We start from the raw sequence: 21798 nt of genomic DNA, 5'->3' as shown, positions 1-21798 counted from the left end.
GGTATTCGCAATAATGGGAATACCTCTTTCGATTATGACATTTTATTTGGGAATTCACCACTCGGACTTATTAGGGTTACCGAATATTTATCATTAAATATAGCTCTTCCCATTTCATCGACACTGTTTTTCGAAACAGCATCGATCTGCTCGATAATTTCATCAAGTGAACGATGGCGTTTTAAAAGAAGCTCATTTTTCCCATTACGGCTCATCCGGCTATTGGTACTCTCTAAACTCAACATCAAACTGCCTTTTAATTGTTCTTTACTATTTGTCAGTTCCTTCTCGGTAATTCCATCTTGTTTTAACTTATCTAATGTTTCTTGTATGGTTTCAAATAAAAGATCCAGCTGTTTTGCCCCGGTTCCTCCGTAGACTGTCAAAATTCCGCTATCTAAGTAGGCTGAATGATACGAGAAAACAGAATAGGCCAAGCCTCTTTGTTCACGTACTTCTTGAAATAATCTGGAGCTCATGCTGCCGCCTAAAATATTGTTCAGGGTAATTAAACTATAAACATCCTCATGGCCCACTTTCAAACCCTCAAAACCGATACAAAGGTGAGCTTGTTCTGTTTCTTTCTTTCTGGAAATTCGATTTGAATGAAAAACAGGGATGTTTTCAGGAGCTTCTTTTGTATTACCCTGATAAGAACCAAAATAATTTTCTACTTCTTTAATAAAACTTTCGGATACATTTCCGGCAATTGAAATGACCACATTTTCAGGTGTATACCGTTGATGTATATATTCCTTTAATGAATCACCTGTAAATGTATTTAAAGTATCTTCTGTTCCAAGAATCGGATATCCAAGCGGATGATCTTCAAATACTGCCCTGCTTAACAAATCATGGACAATATCATCTGGTGTATCCTCATACATTTTGATTTCTTCCAAAACCACATTTCGTTCCTTGTTTAATTCCTCTTCGACAAAGGTAGAGTTAAAGAACATGTCGGCTAACACATCTAAAGCAAACTTAGAATGTGTATCAAGTACTTTTGCATAGTAGCAAGTATACTCTTTTGATGTAAAGGCATTCACTTGACCGCCAATACTATCAAAGGATTCAGCAATTTCCTTTGCTGATCTTGTGGTTGTCCCTTTGAAAAACATATGCTCAAGGAAATGAGAAATACCATTTGTTTTAGGATCCTCATTCCTAGAACCCGTTCCAATCCATACACCTATCGCAACTGATCGAACGGTAGGGATATTTTCTAGAACAATTCTTACTCCATTTTGGCAAGTATACTTATTAATCATTTACTTCCTCCTGTCTATACAGCGATACTTCAAACAGCAAGTGGATGCCCCACTGTCAACTAATTGGACTTATACAGGCAGCTGCCCCCCGCCTATAGAATATTTCCTCTAAGTTTTAAAAAGCTGTTGTCTTCTTGCTTTTGTTTAGTAGGATTAAATTGCAGACGCTACTACTCCAATTATTTATTATACTTTCTTACATGTATTTTCTCCAAATTTCTGAGATAGGCTGCCCTCATTATTTTATTATTCTTTCCTCATCCATTAATTCACTAACCGTCCCAATATGCAAATTCTTTTTTTCAATTAACGTAATTAACCGGTCCAAAGATTTAGCTGTGGATTCAGTTGGGTGCATGAGAACCATTGAGCCTTTGTCTATTTTAGAAATAACACGATTAATTAAAACTTCAGGAGATGGCTTACGCCAATCAACTGTGTCAACCGTCCACATCACCGTTTTCATGTTTAATTCATCCGCAATTTTGACCGTTTCATCACGGTAGCTCCCACTTGGCGGTGCAAACCATACACATTTTTCGCCTGTGGCGGCTTCAATAATTTCATTAGTTTTGATCATTTGTTCTCTTGTTTTTGAGGCCGTCAGCTTGCTCATATCTGGATGAGAATAGGAATGATTTCCTACCTCGTGACCAGCACTAACAATCATTTTGGCCAGTTCCGGATTCTTCTTTGTCCAGTTCCCTTCAAGGAAAAAGGTTGCAGACACGTTATGCTTTTTTAATGTTGCAAGCATATCGGATAAATATTCATTTCCCCAAGCTACATTTATTATGAAGGAAACCATCGGTTTATCCGGATGGCCCTTATAAATTGGAGTGGGCGGCAAATTTTCAAGATGTACTTGTGGTTTTGTTTGGACGAACACAAGCTTTTGCTCATCAAATTCTCCCTTTTTCTTCATCTTTTTATAGGAAGCAGCTATATCAACTTTAATCCCATTATATCCCGGAATGGCCTTCCAAACAGAATCAATCTTTGCATCGGAAGGCGGAACTTCATATGTATGTGCATTTTTCACTATTTTTTGATACAGAGGATCTGTCTGCTTCACCACCGGAAGTGCAGATTCTGTTAACGATGCTATATAGTTTTCAACAATGGGATTGTTGACGGAAAACCAAGCAGCAAAACAAATTACAATTATAATACCAGCATTCTTCATCTACCATTCCCCCTTCCTTAAAGATTATGTCTAAGAGGGACAAGGTAGAACATAAGAAAAGCGCAAGGCGCCCGCCTATCGACGACAAGCACAAGACGAGCCGGCCGAAAGGTTGTTCTTTACCTTTTGGACGGATTGGCTTGTGACCTCGAGCCGATGGCGCCTGGAGCTAGACAATTTTTAAAAGTTAAAAAGTTTAATACTTTCTTATCTCACAAGAAAAACGGTGGTTCAAAATAACTTCCAAACCGTTTTGCATAGAAAAAGCCAGGGAATTCCCTGACTTCTTTCCGTAATAAGATTCACTTCAATATTACTGTTTCTCTTCTGCTTTTTCACGCTGTTCTTTTAAGACTGCTTTACGTGACAGGTTTACCCGGCCTTGCTTATCAATTTCCGTAACCTTCACTAAAATTTCATCGCCAATTTTTAAGACATCTTCTACTTTTCCTACTCGCTCTTCAGCAAGTTCTGAAATGTGGACAAGTCCGTCTTTTCCAGCGAAGATTTCAACAAAGGCGCCAAACTTTTCAATCCGCTTTACCTTACCAAGATACAATTCGCCTACTTGAACTTCACGAACAATATCTTCAATGATTTTCTTCGCCTTTTGGTTCATTTCTTGATTAGTTGAGGCAATAAAGACAGTACCATCCTGCTCGATATCAATCTTAACACCAGTTTCTTCAATAATCTTATTGATTTGTTTACCACTAGGTCCAATAACATCACGAATTTTGTCCGGATTAATGGTCATCGTTAAGATTTTTGGTGCAAATTGAGAAAGCTCTGTTCTTGGTTCTGTAATCGTAGCAAGCATGGAATCTAAAATATGCATTCTTCCCACTTTCGCTTGCTGCAGGGCTTCCTCTAAAATCTCACGGGAAAGACCTTCAATCTTAATATCCATTTGAAGAGCCGTTACCCCTTTAGCTGTTCCGGCAACTTTAAAATCCATGTCGCCAAGGTGATCTTCCATACCTTGAATATCAGATAAAACCGTATAATGTTCACCTGATTTAACAAGTCCCATCGCAATACCCGCAACAGGGGCTTTAATTGGAACACCTGCATCCATCATAGCTAATGTACTTGCACAAATACTAGCTTGGGATGTGGAACCATTGGATTCAAGAACCTCAGAAACAAGGCGAATTGTATACGGGAAATCTTTTTCAGATGGAATAACTGGTTCTAGGGCACGTTCACCAAGTGCACCATGTCCAATTTCACGACGGCCTGGACCACGAATTGGACCTGTTTCCCCTACACTAAAGGAAGGGAAGTTATAGTGATGCATAAAGCGTTTTTCTTCTTCAATTCCTAAACCATCAAGGATTTGGACATCTCCCATCGCCCCAAGTGTACATATGCTTAAAGCTTGAGTCTGTCCGCGAGTAAATAAGCCTGAACCATGTGTACGAGGCAAAATGCCTACCTGAGATGACAATGGACGAATTTCATCAATTTTACGGCCATCTGGGCGAACCTTTTCAACCGTGATTAAACGACGGACCTCACCTTTTACAATCTTGTCCAAGATTTGTTTAACCTGCTTCAAATCATCCTCTTTAGCTTCTTGTTCCTCGTATCTTGCAATAACTTGGTTTTTAACCTCTTTAATGGCATCCTCACGGGCATGTTTTTCTTGAACCTGAATAGCCTTTACCATGTCAGATTCGCAAATTCCTCTAACCTCAGCTTCGAGTTCTTTGTCGATTTCATATAAGTTAACTTCTCTTTTTTCTTTCCCAATTTCCGCAACAATTTTTTCTTGAAACTCAATTAAACGTTTGATCTCATCATGACCGAACATGATAGCTTCAAGCATGGTTTCTTCCGGTACTTCCAAAGCCCCAGCTTCTACCATGTTAATGGCATCCTTTGTCCCAGCAACAGTTAAGTGGATATCACTTTTTTCCGCCTGTTCAACGGTTGGATTAATAACAAACTCGTTATTTACACGTCCAACCACTACACCAGCAATTGGTCCCTCAAATGGGATATCAGACGTACTCAGTGCCAACGAAGAACCAAACATCGCAGCCATTTCTGTTGAACAATCTTGGTCCACACTCATGACAATGCTGATAACTTGTACATCATTTCGGAAACCATCAGCAAAAAGTGGACGAATCGGACGGTCAATCAAACGGCTGGCTAAAATAGCCTTTTCACTAGGTCGTCCTTCACGTTTAATAAAACCGCCAGGAATTTTACCAACCGCATATAGACGTTCTTCGTAGTTAACGGTTAATGGGAAAAAATCGAGGTTTTTTGGTTCTTTTGATGCAGTAGCTGTACTTAAAACAGCTGTATCTCCATAACGGACTAAAACTGCACCGTTTGCTTGTTTCGCTAATTGGCCAATCTCAACCGTTAATTTCCGGCCGGCCCAATCCATAGAATATTCATGTTTTATTTGATCCATATAATTACCCCTCTCTAACTAAATCCTTAGAAGGATGATACGAAAGAAAGCCCTCTCGGTTAATCACCAACTAATTCTCACTCATATAAAAAAAGCCTTTATAGCTTATTGTTTAAACCAAATTATTAATAGTATGCACAGAAAAGCTTAGACTTAAAATTATGTATAAAAAAATGTTTTTTTGCTAACAAAAAAGCGGGAAAAATCCCGCTTCTGTGACTAACGACGTAGACCAAGCTTATTGATTAACACACGGTAACGTTGAACATCTTTATTACGTAAGAAAGTTAAAAGATTACGACGTTTACCTACCATTTTCAAAAGACCGCGACGTGAGTGGTGATCTTTCTTGTGTGTACGTAAGTGCTCGTTCAAATTATTGATTGATTCTGTAAGGACAGCGATTTGAACTTCAGCAGATCCAGTGTCGCTTTCATGAGTTTTGTACTCATTGATAAGTTCGTTTTTACGTTCTTGAGTGATTGCCATCCGGTTCACCTCCTAAAATTTTCATATCCCCTGTTACCGAGCAAGCGTCGGAGAATCGACTTGCCAAGTAAAGGTTTGTTTTAATACGTATTTAAGAATACATGGTTTTACGGCAAATTGCAAGTTAAAACCTGAACATATTGTAAGAAATGCTTCTTTATAGCAGTAAGTTTAGGAAGATTGTCGATTTTTCTCAAAGTAAAAGAGTGCGTTTTGCTTATCTTTTTCAATCTGAGCAACAAGTTCAACAATACCAGCAAATTTTTGCTCTTTACGAAGATAAAGATGCCATTCAATGACGACCTCGCTGCCATAAATGTCCTCATGAAAATCAAACAAGTGAACCTCTACAGAAACTTTTAGTGAGTCTTTATTAAAGGTAGGCTTATAGCCAACATTACAGACTCCGTCAAACCATCTATTATCAACCTTTAATCTAACGGCATAAACACCAGTTGGCGGGATAATATAATCATCGAATAAATCGACATTTGCTGTCGGAAAACCGATGGTTCGTCCCCGTTTATCCCCGTGGACAACAATACCCGATGTAGTATAGAAGCGTCCAAGCAGAACGGGAAGTTCTATGGTCTCACCTGCATTAAGCAAGCGGCGGATTCTTGTGGAACTTACCTTTTCATCCCCTTGCACATATTTCGGAACAACCGTATAACTAAATTGATCTCGTGAGTGAAATGGCAGTGTTTCCATTGTTCCTTTCCCCATCCGGCCATAGGTAAAATCAAAGCCGGCCACAACGTGTTTTACATTTAATCCAATAATATATTGATCAATAAATTCTTGTGGCAAAAGATAGGCAAATTCTGGGGTAAACTCGATAATAAATAAATAATTAATCCCTAATTCTTCAATTATCTTCACTTTTTCCGATAATGGAGTAATATAGTGAACATGCTGTGTGTTCTTCCCTAACACAACAGATGGGTGCGGGTCAAATGTCATAACCGCACTAGATAAATCTTTTTCGTCCGCCTGCCTTTTTGCCTCCAGTATTACTTGTTGATGTCCGCAGTGGACTCCGTCAAAATAACCAAGAGCCATTGCTAAAGGAGGGAACTCTGTATTTCCAACATTAATTGGGAAACTAAGCCGTATTACTTCCAATGAAACTCACCTTTTCTATTCCGTACCTTTTTATTAAATCTCGTTACGTAATACCTTAACGGGTTTGAGGAGATTCGGCTTGTTCGGGTGCTTAGCATAAATAGCGAGAGCCGTTCCATCATCCGTTTCAGCGATTATTGGTCCGTTAATTATTTTTAAATACTCTGGTGTTTCTAACAGTGCACCATTTTTCACTTTCTCTGCTACTTTATCATTAATACGAAATTTCGGCAAATGAGAAAGTGCGGTTTCTAGCGGTCTTAAAACATTTGAAATCGTCCCCTCTTCCATATGCCTTTCAATATCTTCAAAAGTTAAGCATTCCTCCAAAGTAAAACTAGCTGATTGAATCCTTTGTAAATACGACATATGGGCAGGATAACCAAGTATCTCCCCAATCATAACAGCCAAGGTACGGATATAGGTTCCTTTGCTGCAGGTAACCTTAAAACGAAATGAAATCGTTTCTCCTTCAAATTGCTCCCTTTCATCAAGTAAATCAATGGAGTAAATCGATACCACCCTGGTTGGCCGTTCCACTTCAATCCCTTTTCGGGCATATTCATATAGACGAACACCTCCCACCTTCACGGCAGAATACATTGGAGGAGTTTGTTCAATATCCCCTGTCAAGGTTTGTAACACCTGCAGAATTTCGTTCCTTGCGATTACGCGATTAACAGCTTTACGTTCAACTACTTCACCTGAGGCATCTTCGGTAGTTGTTGAGAATCCGATTGTGACTTCCCCTTGGTAGGCTTTTCCTGCATCTGTTATGTATTCCGCTACCTTTGTAGCTTTACCAATACAGATTGGAAGGACGCCAGTGACGTCTGGGTCAAGTGTGCCTGTATGACCCACCTTTTTAGTTTTTAATATTTTCCTCAGTCTAAAAACACAATCGTGTGAAGTTAGTCCTGCAGGCTTATATAATGGTAAAATCCCTTCCATTTCGCTGCTCCTTTCATTAATCGTGTTGAACCATTATTTTTTTCATTAAAAAAAGGGATAGACATAAGTCTATCCTCTATTCTTCCTCATGCTTTTCATACGGTTTATCATCGTCCGTATGCAATTGATGAAGCAGGGTCTCAATTCGATTTCCGTAATCGATTGATTCATCCCATTCAAAAATAATTTCAGGTGTTTTTCGTAGGCGGATACGGTGACCTATTTCGGTTCGAATAAAACCTTTTGCTTTAGCTAGGCCTTTTAATGTATTCTCCTTTTGCTCTTCATCCCCTAAAACGGATATAAATACTTTAGCTTGTTGAAGATCTCCAGAAACTTGAACATCTGTTACAGTCACAAAACCTATCCGCGGGTCTTTAATTTTCCGGCCGATAATGTCACTTAGTTCTTTTTTCATTTGTTCTCCAACACGATTTGCTCTGTGGCTCATTGCATTCACCTCTTAAATTAAAGCCATTCTATCTCGGTGATCGTTCTTTCTATTTCTGGAAATGAGTCGATTAGTTTTAACGCTTTTTGCAACTCCTGCTCCGTGGCTGACCGATTGGAGGTAACGACTGCTATGGCAATTTTGGTTCTTTGCCAGACATCTTGAAAATCCACCTCTGCAACGGAAACATTAAATCTCTGTTTTAAGCGGGTAATGATTCGTTGCAGCACTGCCCGTTTATCTTTTAAAGAATGGGCATCATAAATCATGCATTCACATTCGGCTACGCCGACAATCATTTACGCTCGACCTCTTCCATTACATATGCCTCAATGATATCTTCTTCTTTAACATCATTAAAGTTCTTAATCGTGATTCCACATTCGTAACCTTGTGCAACCTCTTTAGCATCGTCTTTAAATCGTTTCAAAGCATCGATTTGCCCTTCAAAGATTACAACCCCATTACGAATAAGGCGGATTCCACTGTCACGAGTAATTTTACCTTCGGTTACATATGAACCAGCAATAGTACCAACTTTTGATACCTTAAAGGTTTGACGAACTTCTGCCTGCCCAATAATTTTTTCTTTGAATTCAGGGTCAAGCATTCCTTTCATTGCTGCTTCAATTTCTTCAATTACTTTATAAATAATCCGGTGCAGACGGACATCGACTTTTTCAGCTTCAGCTGCACGTTTGGCGTTCACATCCGGACGAACGTTAAAACCAATAACGATAGCATTTGACGCTGCGGCAAGGGTAATATCGGATTCATTAATAGCACCCACACCATTATGAATGATTTTAATATTAACGCCTTCTACATCAATTTTCTGTAAGGAAGCAGCTACCGCTTCAGCGGAACCTTGAACATCAGCTTTTAAGATAATGTTTAAATCCTTCATTTCACCTTGCTTCAACTGCTCAAATAGATTATCCAAGCTGACAATTGATTTTTCACCGCGATGGGCAACTAGTGCTACTTGGGCACGTGCTTCTCCGATTTGACGAGCTGTTTTTTCGTCCTCAAATACGACGAAACGATCCCCTGCTTGCGGTACATCATTCAAGCCTGTGATTTCAACAGGAGTAGATGGTCCAGCTTCTTTCACACGTCGGCCTTTATCATTAACCATCGCACGAACACGTCCATAGGTATTTCCAACAACGATTGGGTCACCTATTTTTAGTGTGCCGTTTTGCACTAATAATGTTGCAACAGAACCGCGTCCTTTATCCAATTGAGCTTCAATAACTGTTCCAACCGCATTACGGTTAGGATTTGCTTTGTATTCTTCTACCTCACTAACGAGGAGAATCATTTCAAGCAAGTTATCGATACCTTCTCCTGTTTTTGCGGATAGTGGTACAAAAATAGTATCCCCACCCCAGGCTTCTGATACTAATCCATGTTCAGTTAATTCCTGCATAACACGATCAGCATTGGCTGCTTCTTTATCCATTTTATTAACAGCGACAATAATTGGCACTTCTGCTGCTTTTGCATGGTTAATCGCTTCAATCGTTTGCGGCATAACGCCATCATCGGCTGCAACAACTAAAATTGTGATGTCGGTAATTTTAGCACCGCGGGCACGCATGGTCGTAAAGGCAGCGTGACCAGGAGTATCTAAGAAGGTAATCTTCTTACCATTTTCAACAACTTGGTATGCTCCAATATGCTGAGTAATCCCTCCCGCTTCGCCTTCGGTCACTTTTGTATTCCGAATAGAATCAAGTAAGGTTGTTTTACCATGGTCAACGTGTCCCATAATCGTTACAACTGAAGGTCTTTCCACTAATTCTTCTGGAGCATCTTCTGTAAAATACACTTCAAGATCAGTGGTGTCGATTTTGATTTCTTCTTCTACTTCAACACCATATTCACCCGCAATTAATTCAATTGCATCTTTATCAAGCACCTGATTGATGGTAGCCATAACACCAAGTAAAAAGAGCTTTTTAATGATTTCTGATGGTTCGCGATAGATCTTTTTCGCTAATTCTCCAACAGTTAAAGATTCACTAAAGGTAATTTTAGCTGGAAGCTCTTTTTCCTTTTTCTTTACAGGCTGAGATTGTTGAACAGGCGTGTGAGCCTTCTTCTTTTTATTATTGTTATTGTTATGATTACGATTTTGGTTATTGTTATAAGGTCTTGCCTTAGCTTTATCAGCATTATTAAACACTTTATTTTCTTTTGATTGAGATTCTTGGTTTTGCTTTTTGCCTTCGACCTTTTTTGGTGGTGAGACAACTTTTACCTTGCTAGGAGCTGTATTATTATCTGCAGCTTCTTCAAATGCTTTAGGTGATTTCGCCTGAACTAGAGGTTTTTGACCCCCATGAGTAGGTCTTTGATTTTGTCGATTTTGCACCCCTGCTGGACGGGAGTTGGTACGATTTTGCTGCCCATTGTTATTTTGTTTGGGCTGTGAAGTTGAACCTGCTGCCTGTTTGTTATAAGTCGCATCCAGTTTTTTTACATCTGCATCTTCTATTGTTGCCATATGATTAGAGACCTCAATATTCATTTCTTTTAATTTATTAATTATTTCTTTGCTTGAGATATTGTGTTTTTTTGCGTATTCATAAACACGGATTTTACTCATTTGTTTCACCCCCGCTAGATTTAATCGAGCAACGTTACCAATTTCTTTGCAAATCCATCATCCAAAACAGCTACAACAACGCGGGCTTCTTTGCCAATTGCCTGACCAAGAAGATAACGATCTTCCACCATTCTTAAAGGCACATGATAAGAATTACATTTATCTGTAATTTTTTTAGTTGTATTTGCAGATGCATCTGCGGCTAATAAAACGAGTTTTGCCTTATTGTTTCGAATTTCCTTTACGGCAAGCTCCTCACCTGATATGATTCTACGCGCTCGATTGGCTAAGCCAAGCAATGACATCCATTGATTGTCCTTCATTTGGATAGTCAGTTCTCCTTCTCTATTAACTCAAGTAGTTCTTCATAGATGGAATCATTTATTGATACTTCTAAATGGTTAGATAAGGTGTTTTTTTTCTTGGCCAAAAGTACAGCTTCTTTGTTCTTTGAAAGGTATGCACCTCTGCCCGATTTCTTTCCAGTCAAATCGATTGATACTTCCCCTTCTTTTGAACGAACGATGCGAACGAGTTCTTTTTTCGGTTTCATTTCACCGGTTGCTACACATTTGCGCATAGGAACTTTTTTCTTAGTGTTCATTCGCCATTCACCTCACCTAGTCATCTAACTCTTCTTCAAAATCCATATCAGTATCGACTTGATCGTCAAATAGTCTGATTGTTTCCTCACGTGGATAAATTCCTAGCTCACGTGCTTCTGTTTCAGATTTGATATCAATTTTCCAGCCAGTTAATTTTGCTGCAAGACGGGCATTTTGTCCCCGTTTACCAATGGCCAATGAAAGCTGATAGTCCGGTACAACAACTGTCGTTGCTTTATCCGCTTCCTTCACCATAACATCAAGCACCTTAGATGGGCTTAGTGAATTAGCCACAAACACAACTGGGTCATCGGACCACTTTACAATATCAATTTTTTCACCCTTCAATTCGTTCACTACAGCCTGAACGCGGGTTCCTTTTGGACCAACGCATGATCCAACAGGGTCAACTTCTGGATTATCCGAATGCACAGAAATCTTGGAGCGGTCACCTGCTTCACGCGCGACTGATTTAATCTCCACAGTACCATCATAAATTTCCGGTACTTCAATTTCGAATAATCGTTTTAATAATCCTGGGTGTGTACGAGATACAAAGATTTGTGGACCTTTTGTTGTTTTTTCAACCTTTGTAATAAATACCTTGATACGATCATGCGGCTTGTATCGTTCATTTGGCATTTGTTCATTTGCCGGAAGTAATGCTTCTATTTTACCAAGGCTGACATAAATAAATTTAGAGTCCAGTCTTTGGACAATCCCAGTCATGATATCTTCTTCACGGTCGATAAATTCAGAATAAATAATTCCTCGTTCCGCTTCTCTTACACGCTGTGTAACCACTTGCTTTGCTGTTTGTGCCGCAATCCTGCCGAAGTCTTTTGGCGTAACTTCCATTTCGACAACATCTTCAACTTGATAATTTGGATTGATTCGCTGGGCATCTTCTAGCGATATTTCCAGACGTGGATCAAAAACTTGATCAACTACCTCTTTACGTGCAAAAACACGCATAGAACCAGTTCCTAAATTTAAATCGATGCGGACATTTTGAGCCTGATTGAAATTTCGGCGATATGCTGAAATTAGAGCTGCTTCAATGGCGTCAATTAATATATCCCTGGAAATCCCTTTCTCTCTTTCCAGTATTGTAAGAGCATCTAATAATTCGCTGCTCATTTGCTTGTATCCCCCTAATCCTTATTAAATTTTCTATTTTACGAAAAAGTAACTGCGAGTCGTGCACTTGCTACTTTTTCAAATGGAATTTCAATCGATTTTTTACGTGTTTTAATCTTAACCTCAACGGTAACCTGATTTCCATCAAAGCCCACTAATTTACCCTCGAACTTATTTTCCCCATCGATGGGCTCATAGGTCTTGATAAAAACATTTTTACCAATAGCTTTTTCAAAGTCTTTTGCCTTCTTTAATGGCCTCTCTGCACCAGGGGATGATACCTCTAGAAAATAGTTGTGTGGAATGGGATCCAATTCATCGAGTTTCTCACTCAGCCGTTCGCTCACCAAGCCACAATCCTCGATATCAACACCGCTGTCTTTATCGATATATACGCGAAGAAACCAGCTTTTCCCTTCTTTCACATACTCAATTTCCACTAATTCTAATCCAAGATCTTGAAAAATTGGTGCAGCCAGCTCTTCAACAACTTCCGTCACTTTGCTCATGCTTTACCTCCTTTTCTTTATTATTTCACCCAAATTCTATGTAGTTCACGGAAAGTTTTATCAAGTAACGCTAAAAAAACAAATAGTAAACAAAACCAAGATGCATTTAAAGCAGCTTGGTTACATAACGAAAGAGTGGGTTGCCCCACTCTTGAACTCGAGAGTATTTCTTAGTATTTCCAATAAAACTATACCATAACCATAGTTTATATGCAAACAACAAAAGCGGAAGCGCCTTGCTCAGGGGCTTATGCCCCCGAGCCCCTAGGCGCTGCAGCTAGATTTACCCAATAGCGGAGACGCTAGACCCTGCTAGAACAACGAAAGCTGGTTTTGTTCAGGAAGTGCCGCAAGACAACCTTGTTTGTCTAAATATTCAAGGATGGTCTTGGATACTTTACCGCGCTGCTGTAAATCTTCTTTTGATAGGAATTCTCCATCTTCCCTCGCCTTAACAATATTATAAGCGGCATTTGTTCCTAATCCAGGAATGGAATTGAATGGAGGAATTAACGTATTTCCTTCAATAATAAATTCTGAAGCATCTGATTTATATAAATCATAGTTTTGGAAGCTGTAACCTCTTTCCGTCATTTCAAGAGCAAGTTCTAGGACGGTTAATAAGTTTTTCTCTTTATTTGATGCCTCAAGTCCTTTGGCATTAATTTCCCCAAGTTTAGCCCGAATCGCTTCAGAACCTCGTGACATTGCTTCAATATCAAAGTCCTCCGCACGGACTGTAAAGTAGGCAGCATAATAAAGAAGTGGGAGATGCACCTTAAAATAAGCAATCCGAACAGCCATTAATACATAGGCGGCGGCGTGAGCTTTAGGAAACATATACTTTATTTTTTTGCAGGAATCAATGTACCATTCCGGTACCTCATTCTTGCGCATCTCTGCTTCCATCTCTTCAGATAACCCTTTACCTTTACGAACAGACTCCATAATCTTAAAGGCAAACGATGGTTCAAGCCCCTGATAAATCAAATACACCATGATATCATCACGACAACCAATTACTTCACTTAAGTTACAAATTTGATTATGAATTAATTCCTGCGCATTTCCGAGCCATACGTCCGTTCCATGCGATAAGCCGGAAATCTGAACGAGTTCCGAAAAGGTCGTCGGCTTCGTATCTTCAAGCATTTGCCGAACAAATCTGGTACCAAATTCTGGAATACCTAATGTACCGGTTTTACACATGATTTGCTGCTCTGTTACGCCTAAAGATTCGGTGCTGCTAAAAATTTTCATGACTTCTGGGTCATCGGTCGGAATCGTCTTCGGATCGATACCGCTCAGATCCTGAAGCATCCGGATGACGGTTGGATCGTCATGTCCAAGTATATCAAGCTTTAAGACGTTATCATGAATGGAATGGAAATCAAAATGGGTTGTCTTCCACTCAGAATTTCGGTCATCGGCCGGAAATTGAATGGGTGTAAAGTCATAGACATCCATATAGTCTGGAATAACAATAATACCACCTGGATGCTGACCTGTTGTCCTTTTTACACCCGTGCAGCCTGAAGCCAGCCGTTCAATCTCAGCTCCACGGATTTGCATGTTATTATCCTGCTGATAGGCTTTTACATAACCAAATGCCGTTTTATCTGCAACCGTACCAATTGTTCCCGCACGATATACGTACTCTTCACCGAATAGTACCTTTGTATAGTTGTGTGCACGGGGCTGATATTCTCCGGAAAAGTTCAAATCGATATCGGGTACTTTGTCACCTTTAAAACCAAGGAATGTTTCGAATGGAATATCATGACCGTCTTTGCGGTATTTGCTCCCGCAATTTGGACAGTCTTTATCAGGTAAGTCAAAGCCGGAACCAACCGAGCCGTCATTAAAGAACTCGGAATGTTTACAGGTTGGACATACATAGTGCGGCGGCAGTGGATTTACTTCCGTAATCTCTGTCATGGTAGCAACTAAAGATGAACCGACGGATCCACGCGAACCAACTAGATAACCATCATCAAGTGATTTTTTAACTAGTTTATGTGAAATCAAATAAATAACGGCAAATCCATGTCCGATAATACTTTTTAATTCTTTTTCCAGCCTTGCTTCCACTATTTCTGGAAGCGGATCTCCATAAATACTGCGTGCCATTGAGTAACTCATCTCACGCATTTCTTCATCTGCACCTTCAATACGAGGTGTATACAGATCATCTTTAATCGGCTTAATGACATCAATCATATCTGCAACTTTATTCGTATTGGTGACAACAATTTCTTTAGCTTTTTCTACCCCTAAAAATGAGAAGGCATCGAGCATTTCGTTTGTCGTTCTAAAGTGAACATCCGGCAGTTCGTGCCTGTTCAATGGGTTTGCCCCGCCTTGAGAGTTAACTAATATTTTTCGATAAATTTTATCATTCTCATTTAGGTAATGGACATTTCCTGTCGCGACGACTGGAATCCCCAACTTATCACCAAGGGCCACAATTTTACTAATAATGTCTTCCATTGCTTTCTCATCACGCACCAATTCCATTTCGATCAGCGGTGCATTCACTTCTTTTGGCATTACTTCAAGATAGTCATAAAATCCGGCATGTGCTTCAACTTCATCAGGTGATTTTTGCATCATCCCTTCAAACACTTCACCCTTATTACAACCAGACCCTACTAAAATTCCCTCACGATATTTTTGCAAAACCGACCTTGGAAGCCTTGGTACTCTATAAAAGTACTGAATATGGGAAATGGAAATTAGTTTGAAGAGGTTTTTTAAGCCTGCTTCTGTCTGAGCTAAAAGGGTGCAGTGATAAGGACGGGCCCGTTGGTAAGCATTACCTTTCCCCATGTTATCGTTGAACTCATCATGATACTCAATTCCTTTTTCAAGAGCATCCTTTAGCATTTTCAAGAGCAGATAGCCAGTTGCTTCTGCATCATAAATAGCCCGGTGGTGCTGGGTTAATTCAATATCAAACTTTTTGGTCAGTGTATTTAAACGATGATTTTTCATTTCAGGATATAAAAAACGGCCCAATTCTAATGTGTCAATAACTGGATTTTTCGCCTTTTCTAAGCCGATATTTTTATAACCGACATTTAAAAAACCCATATCAAAGGAGGCATTATGGGCAACAAGGACGGCATCTCCGACCCAGTCGTGGAATCTTTGGATTACTTCTCCAACATCTGGGGCATTTTGAACCATATCATCTGTAATTCCAGTCAGATTAATAGTTGTTGCCGAAAGCCGATGATGCGGGTTTGCAAATGATTCGAACCGGTCGATAATCTCCCCATCCTTAACTTTTACAGCTGCTAGCTCAATGATGGTATCATATACCGCTGAAAGCCCTGTTGTCTCGACGTCAAATACAACAAATGTATCTTCCGAAAGCAGGCGATGGGCATCATTATAGGCAATCGGCACCCCGTCATCAACAAGATTAACCTCAACACCGTAAAGGATTTTGATATCATTTTTCTTACCTGCGCCATAGGCTTCAGGGAATGACTGGGCAACAGCATGATCTGTAACAGCAATCGCTTTATGCCCCCACTTTTTTGCTTGTGCAATCAGCACACTTACCGGAGTAACGGCATCCATTTGACTCATTGGTGTATGAAGATGCAGTTCAACTCGTTTTTCATCCTCAGGTGCAGTATCTTTTCGTCCAGCAGGTTTTATTTCATTGATATCATTACAAATCATGACTAGATCACGGACAAAGGTATCGTTTTGAACGCTTCCCCGAACCTTTACCCATAAGCCTTTTTTAACCAGCTGGAATAGGGCAGCATCTTCCTTATCACGAGAAAACATTTTTACTATGATCGAACTTGTATAATCTGTAATTTTAAAAGTTAATAGGGAACGTCCGCTTCGAAGCTCCCTTATTTCAGCATCAAAGATATACCCTTGGACTACAACTCGTCTTTCCTCATCAACGATATCAATCAAGCTGCGAAGCTCGCTATCATCCTTGATGGTTAACCCAATAGAAAGCGGACCTGAAGGGGCCTCTCCTCCGGCTTGACCCTTATCAGCTTCTTTCTTTTGCATCTCTACTACGGCCAAATGGGCTCGTTCTTGATCTTCTTTCTGTTTAGCCAGTAAGAACTGCTGATATTCATCATTTTTTTCTTCACTTTTTAATTCGGTATCAATCGCCAACAAAGGAAAGCCAAACCCCTGATAAATATTTCCAATTACAGGACCATATTTCCGCTTTAAGGCGAGTCCTTCTGCTTCATTTCTAACTGCAACAGTTAGCTTATTCCCGCTCACTTCAGGGATTTGTTCATTTAGAAGTTTTACAAGCGGTGGAGCTATACCGTCAATTTGCTGAATGCAATAATTCCAGTATTCTAATAATAAATCAGGTGTAACAGCTTGATTAGTTACTTGGATATTATAGGAAATGGCTGCGATGTTGGAAAATGTTCGTTCAAGCTGTGTTGTAAACTTGAGATAAACATTAAATGGAAGTATTTTTTCAAATAAAAATTGAAAGTGCCACTTCCTCTCTTTCTTTTCAACAAGAAGCCTTTCAATTTGTGCATTTTGGAAATGTACTACTACAGCATCTTCTAGCAATTGCAGCTGCTGGAGCAAGAGTTTGAATCGCTCTTTATTGCCTAAGGCATGTTCGCTCATCGTCTCTCTCCCATCTATAAAAACTATTATTTATCTATATCAAAATTAAATTATACCATATGATAACCTATGATTCGGCTTATTTCGACAGAAAACTTCATCCAAAAAAGGAAAGCTGAAGCGCCTTAACCAGGGAAAAAATGAACTACCTTTTTCCTAGGGAAAAAAGTAGTTCATTTTTTCCTAGGCGCTTCAGCTGGACCATTCTGGAAAGTCCAGTTGTTAATACTTATACCACAAAAAATAAGGACCGCATTAGCGATCCCTATTTAAGTGACACCTTGATAAAATTTAAAGGAAGAATCGTTGGATATCATTCCAGGTAACCACGAGCATGAGCAACATAAGGAGAGCAAAGCCGATAAAATGGACCATTCCTTCCTTTTGTCTGTCAATTGGTTTCCCTCTTACGGCTTCAACTGCAAAGAACATTAATCTTCCACCGTCAAGAGCAGGAATTGGTAATAAGTTCATAATCCCCAAGTTAATACTTAATATGCCAGCCCACTTCATTAGATAATATATTCCTGATTTTGCGACCTCATCTGTGGATTTATAAATTCCAACAGGACCTGATAGGGCATCAATTGAAAATTGTCCTGTAACCAACTTACCAAGCATCACGAATATTTGCTTGGTCCAGAAATAGGTTTCCGTAAATCCTGATTTCACAGCTTGAACTGGTGATTTTTCGACTGGGCTATAAACACCAATAATTCCCATTTTGTCGCCATCCACGGTCTTTTCGAGTGGGGTTACTTCGATTTCTTTCTCTTTACCATTACGTACGATGGAGAAATCAAGTTTTTGATTCGGATTTTTCCGAATAATTTCGACTACATCTGTCCAACTTGATATTTCTGAACCATTTATACTTTGTACAATATCCCCTTTTTGGAGCCCCGCCGATTTAGCCGCTCCATCGGGAGTAATCACACCCAATTTAGGATCATTTGATGGAACACCTTGTAATAAAGCAATAATAATAAACACTACAAATGCTAAAACAAAGTTCATCATCGGACCTGCGAAGATGGCCATAAATCTTTGTGGTAAAGTTTTGGAACCAAATTGACGGTCAATTGGAGCAATTTGTGATTCAATACCATTTTCTACGATAACTGCTTTTGGATCAATGGAGAATGTCTGTAAACTTTCGTTTTCGTCTTCCGGATATCCTTTTATGATTAAATCCTTTTCAATATCAGCAAACTCGACTTCAACTATCCTTGCTTTTGGATATTTCTCTTTATTATTTAAAATAATTTTATTTACCTTTTCTAACTTATCAAACATAAGACCAATTCGGTAACCAGGTTTAATTTCGACCATTTCCGGATCTTCACCGGCCATTCGGACAAAGCCTCCGATCGGTAAAAGACGAATGGTATAGGTAGTTTCTCCTTTTTTATGAGTAAACACCTTTGGTCCCATCCCAATCGCAAATTCACGGCAGAGAATACCTGCTCTTTTCGCGAAAACAAAATGACCTAATTCATGAAAGAAGACCAGTGCGCCAAAAATTACAATAAAGGCAATAACTGTGCTCAATGATAAAACCACCTTTTATAGAGGATAGGGAAGTATCTTTCCTATAGTAGTGAGTGTACAAATTGTCGAGTCTCTTTGTCAACTTCTTCAATCATAGCTAGACTTGGATTATCGATGACTTGATGTTTACTTAATGCTTGCTCAATTAATTCCTCTATTTGCAAGAAACGAATTTTCCCTTTTAAAAATGCAGCCACTGCTGCTTCATTTGCAGCATTTAACACTGTTGGCATGGTTCCACCTTTATTACCCGCATGATAGGCAAAATCTAGGCAACGGAAACGTTGTAAATCCATTTCCTGAAAATGCAGCTTACCAACGCTTGCTAAATTCAACTTTTTAGCTGAATTAAGAGGAAGCCGGTCTGGATATGTAAGAGCATATTGGATTGGCACCCTCATATCTGGTGTTCCCAATTGGGCAATAATGCTGGAGTCATGAAACTCAACCATGGAATGAACAATACTTTCCTTGTGGAGCAGAACGTCTATTTTTTCAAATGGAACGCCAAACAACCAGTGAGCTTCAATAACCTCTAATCCTTTATTCATCATTGTCGCTGAATCAATGGTAATTTTTGCACCCATAGACCAGTTTGGATGGTGTAAAGCCTGTTCTAGGGTGACATCCTTCAGTTCCTCACGGGTTCGATCACGGAAACTGCCACCAGAAGCCGTTAATATTAATCTTTCAATATTTTTATCCATTTCTCCTTGCAACGCTTGGAAAATGGCCGAATGTTCGCTGTCAACAGGGAGGAGCGGTACATTATTTCTTTTAGCCGCTTCTATTACTAAATGACCTGCAGTCACTAACGTTTCTTTATTTGCTATGGCAATTACCTTCCCGCATTCAATTGCTTGTAAGGTGGGATGCAGCCCTACACTGCCAAGGACAGCATTAACAAGGATATCTGATTTTTCAAAAACAGCAACCTCAATTAATCCTTCATTGCCAAAAGTAAATTTAGTCTTCGGGAACTCTGCTTTTAATAGCGTACAATCACTAGATTCCTGTACAGAAACAAGCTTCGGTTTAAATTCAATAATCAATTTACGAGCTAATTCAATATTTTTTCCAACTGAAAATGCAGCAAGTTGAAATTCAGCAGGATGCTCACGGATAATATCAATCGTTTGAATCCCGACTGAACCCGTAGCACCTAATAAACTAATTGTTTTCAAAAGTGTTCAACTCCTAAAAATAGAGCACAGCCATTATGTCCAAAGATGGAAAAGGTTTAATAATGGCAATACAAATAATAAGCTATCAAACCGGTCCAGAATCCCGCCATGACCTGGCAGAATGTTACCTGAATCCTTTACATTAAAATGGCGTTTAAAAGCTGATTGGACCAGGTCGCCAATTTGTCCAAAAACGGAAAGAACAACGGTTATTCCCATTAACGTTACTAGACTAACTGGGATGGACGGTGAAAATAGAGAAAATAATATTCCTACGATCACAGCACAAACGACACCGCCTAATGAACCTTCTACTGTTTTATTGGGACTAATTTCGGGCCAGAGTTTGTTCTTTCCCATCGCTTTGCCGACAAAATATGCCCCGGAGTCTGTTGCCCAAATAATAAATAGGGAATAGAAAACATAAACAAGTCCTGCCTCACGGGTTTCAATAAAAAAGTAAAATCCAATACCCACATAAATCGCCGAAAGAATTGAAAAAGAGACATCTTCAAAGGTAAAACGATTTTTTGTGACAACCGTATAGGCTAATAACAACAAAATAAAAATAATCGCGATCTCTATTTTCGAATAGTAAAAACTCGAGATAACATGATGATATTGCTTAGGAAAAATAATCACCCAAAGAAATAAAAGCGATATTAGTCCGTGTACTGAAAAGATACTTATGTTTTTCATTTTTAAAAGCTCATATAACCCTATTGTAGCAAGAATGTACGATAACAGAACAAAAGGAAGGCCCCCATAAAATACAATTGGTAAAAATAATGCTGCAGCTATGACTGCTGTAATAATTCTTTGCTTCATCTACTAGTTCAACACCTTTTATGTTCTTAAAGAGAGGTATATTTTAGATTCCGCCAAACCTGCGCTGACGTTTTTGATAGGCCTCGATCGCTTCAAGGAAATATTCCTCATTAAAATCAGGCCATAAAACTTCTGTAAACCAGAATTCCGAGTAAGCTAATTGCCAAAGCATAAAGTTACTTAAGCGAATTTCACCACTTGTTCGAATTAGCAGGTCAGGATCTTGAAAATCAGAACTCATTAAATAAGAGGAAAAGACTTTTTCATTAAGTTCCGTCTCCTTCAGTATTCCATTTTTGCTATCATTTATAATTTGTTTTACAGCATCGAGTATTTCCGCCCTGCTTCCATAATTCAAGGCAAAATTCAGAACCAATCCAGTATTAGTTTTTGTTTCTTCGACTGCTCTCTCGATAGCACGGAGTGTATGTAGTGGCAGTTGATGTTTATACCCCATCATTTTTACTTGAACATTATTCTCAATTAGTTCAGGAAGAAAAGTACCTAAAAATTCTTCCGGAAGCTTCATAATATATTCCACTTCATTTTTAGGGCGTTTCCAGTTCTCAGTAGAAAAGGCATATAAGGTTAAGGCCTTGATTCCGAGATTATTAGCCAGCATGGTTGTCTTACGAACGACCTTCATGCCTTCGTGATGACCTGCAATACGCGGTAAGGCTCTTTTTTTAGCCCAACGCCCATTACCGTCCATTATAATGGCAACATGTTCAGGAACAGGCGATTCTTTTATTTCTTCTATTTTATCTCGGAGTGTGGAAGAGTTAGCTGGCTTCTTCCAAAGCCCAAATTTATTAAACATAACAT

General features: G+C 39.2%; 18 protein-coding genes. All 18 read right to left on the bottom strand.

What is annotated here, in order from left to right; all coding sequences use genetic code 11:
- Nucleotides 1-32: 32 nt before the first annotated feature.
- Nucleotides 33-1271 (bottom strand): M16 family metallopeptidase, encoded by a 1239-nt coding sequence (locus AAHB15_RS03095; protein ID WP_335572385.1) that lies wholly within the window; start codon nucleotides 1269-1271, stop codon nucleotides 33-35.
- 238 nt (nucleotides 1272-1509) lie between these two features.
- Complete coding sequence (locus AAHB15_RS03090) at nucleotides 1510-2457, bottom strand: polysaccharide deacetylase family protein (RefSeq protein WP_335572386.1); 948 nt, start codon at nucleotides 2455-2457, stop codon at nucleotides 1510-1512.
- A gap of 313 nt (nucleotides 2458-2770) precedes the next feature.
- The gene (gene pnp / locus AAHB15_RS03085; RefSeq protein WP_335572387.1) at nucleotides 2771-4888 is read right to left on the bottom strand and encodes a polyribonucleotide nucleotidyltransferase; all 2118 of its coding nucleotides are present in this window, start codon (nucleotides 4886-4888) and stop codon (nucleotides 2771-2773) included.
- Between the two features lie 219 nt (nucleotides 4889-5107).
- Nucleotides 5108-5377 (bottom strand): 30S ribosomal protein S15, encoded by a 270-nt coding sequence (gene rpsO / locus AAHB15_RS03080; RefSeq protein ID WP_024026799.1) that lies wholly within the window; start codon nucleotides 5375-5377, stop codon nucleotides 5108-5110.
- Nucleotides 5378-5548: 171 nt separating this feature from the next.
- A complete protein-coding gene (gene ribF, locus AAHB15_RS03075) occupies nucleotides 5549-6502 on the bottom strand; it encodes a bifunctional riboflavin kinase/FAD synthetase (protein WP_335572388.1) in 954 nt (317 codons plus the stop codon).
- Nucleotides 6503-6535: 33 nt separating this feature from the next.
- A complete protein-coding gene (truB, locus tag AAHB15_RS03070) occupies nucleotides 6536-7453 on the bottom strand; it encodes a tRNA pseudouridine(55) synthase TruB (protein ID WP_335572389.1) in 918 nt (305 codons plus the stop codon).
- Nucleotides 7454-7529: 76 nt separating this feature from the next.
- On the bottom strand, nucleotides 7530-7904 hold the full coding sequence (gene rbfA, locus AAHB15_RS03065; RefSeq protein WP_098528683.1) for a 30S ribosome-binding factor RbfA: 375 nt from the start codon (nucleotides 7902-7904) through the stop codon (nucleotides 7530-7532).
- A 17-nt stretch (nucleotides 7905-7921) separates the two neighbouring features.
- Nucleotides 7922-8203: a DUF503 domain-containing protein gene (locus tag AAHB15_RS03060; RefSeq protein WP_396897319.1), complete on the bottom strand. Its 282-nt coding sequence runs from the start codon at nucleotides 8201-8203 to the stop codon at nucleotides 7922-7924.
- Nucleotides 8200-10518: a translation initiation factor IF-2 gene (gene infB, locus AAHB15_RS03055; RefSeq protein ID WP_342041720.1), complete on the bottom strand. Its 2319-nt coding sequence runs from the start codon at nucleotides 10516-10518 to the stop codon at nucleotides 8200-8202. Before infB ends, AAHB15_RS03060 begins: the two co-directional genes overlap by 4 nt.
- Before the next feature lie 20 nt (nucleotides 10519-10538).
- On the bottom strand, nucleotides 10539-10841 hold the full coding sequence (locus AAHB15_RS03050; RefSeq protein ID WP_335575837.1) for a YlxQ family RNA-binding protein: 303 nt from the start codon (nucleotides 10839-10841) through the stop codon (nucleotides 10539-10541).
- An 8-nt stretch (nucleotides 10842-10849) separates the two neighbouring features.
- Entirely contained in the window at nucleotides 10850-11122 is a 273-nt protein-coding gene (rnpM, locus tag AAHB15_RS03045; protein WP_098528687.1) for an RNase P modulator RnpM, read from the bottom strand.
- Between the two features lie 16 nt (nucleotides 11123-11138).
- Entirely contained in the window at nucleotides 11139-12263 is a 1125-nt protein-coding gene (nusA, locus tag AAHB15_RS03040) for a transcription termination factor NusA (RefSeq protein ID WP_144562472.1), read from the bottom strand.
- Nucleotides 12264-12301: 38 nt separating this feature from the next.
- Complete coding sequence (gene rimP, locus AAHB15_RS03035) at nucleotides 12302-12772, bottom strand: ribosome maturation factor RimP (RefSeq protein ID WP_335575836.1); 471 nt, start codon at nucleotides 12770-12772, stop codon at nucleotides 12302-12304.
- A gap of 312 nt (nucleotides 12773-13084) precedes the next feature.
- Nucleotides 13085-17410, bottom strand: coding sequence for a PolC-type DNA polymerase III (locus AAHB15_RS03030; protein WP_342041719.1), 4326 nt, complete (start codon nucleotides 17408-17410; stop codon nucleotides 13085-13087).
- Between the two features lie 291 nt (nucleotides 17411-17701).
- Complete coding sequence (rseP, locus tag AAHB15_RS03025; RefSeq protein ID WP_335572909.1) at nucleotides 17702-18961, bottom strand: RIP metalloprotease RseP; 1260 nt, start codon at nucleotides 18959-18961, stop codon at nucleotides 17702-17704.
- A 41-nt stretch (nucleotides 18962-19002) separates the two neighbouring features.
- Nucleotides 19003-20145 carry a 1-deoxy-D-xylulose-5-phosphate reductoisomerase gene (gene dxr / locus AAHB15_RS03020; RefSeq protein WP_335572908.1) on the bottom strand — a complete coding sequence of 381 codons (1143 nt, stop codon included), beginning with the start codon at nucleotides 20143-20145 and terminating at the stop codon, nucleotides 19003-19005.
- Nucleotides 20146-20178: 33 nt separating this feature from the next.
- Nucleotides 20179-20973, bottom strand: a complete 795-nt coding sequence (locus AAHB15_RS03015; RefSeq protein ID WP_335572907.1) for a phosphatidate cytidylyltransferase — start codon at nucleotides 20971-20973, stop codon at nucleotides 20179-20181.
- Nucleotides 20974-21016: 43 nt separating this feature from the next.
- On the bottom strand, nucleotides 21017-21793 hold the full coding sequence (locus AAHB15_RS03010) for an isoprenyl transferase (protein ID WP_335572906.1): 777 nt from the start codon (nucleotides 21791-21793) through the stop codon (nucleotides 21017-21019).
- Nucleotides 21794-21798 lie beyond the last annotated feature (5 nt).

Origin of the sequence: Bacillus sp. OTU2372 (assembly GCF_038440275.1) — a bacterium.
Taxonomy (GTDB): Bacteria; Bacillota; Bacilli; order Bacillales; family Cytobacillaceae; genus Neobacillus; species Neobacillus bataviensis_B.
Note: the sequence above shows the minus strand (reverse complement) of the source record. Positions and strands in the feature narration are given on the sequence as shown.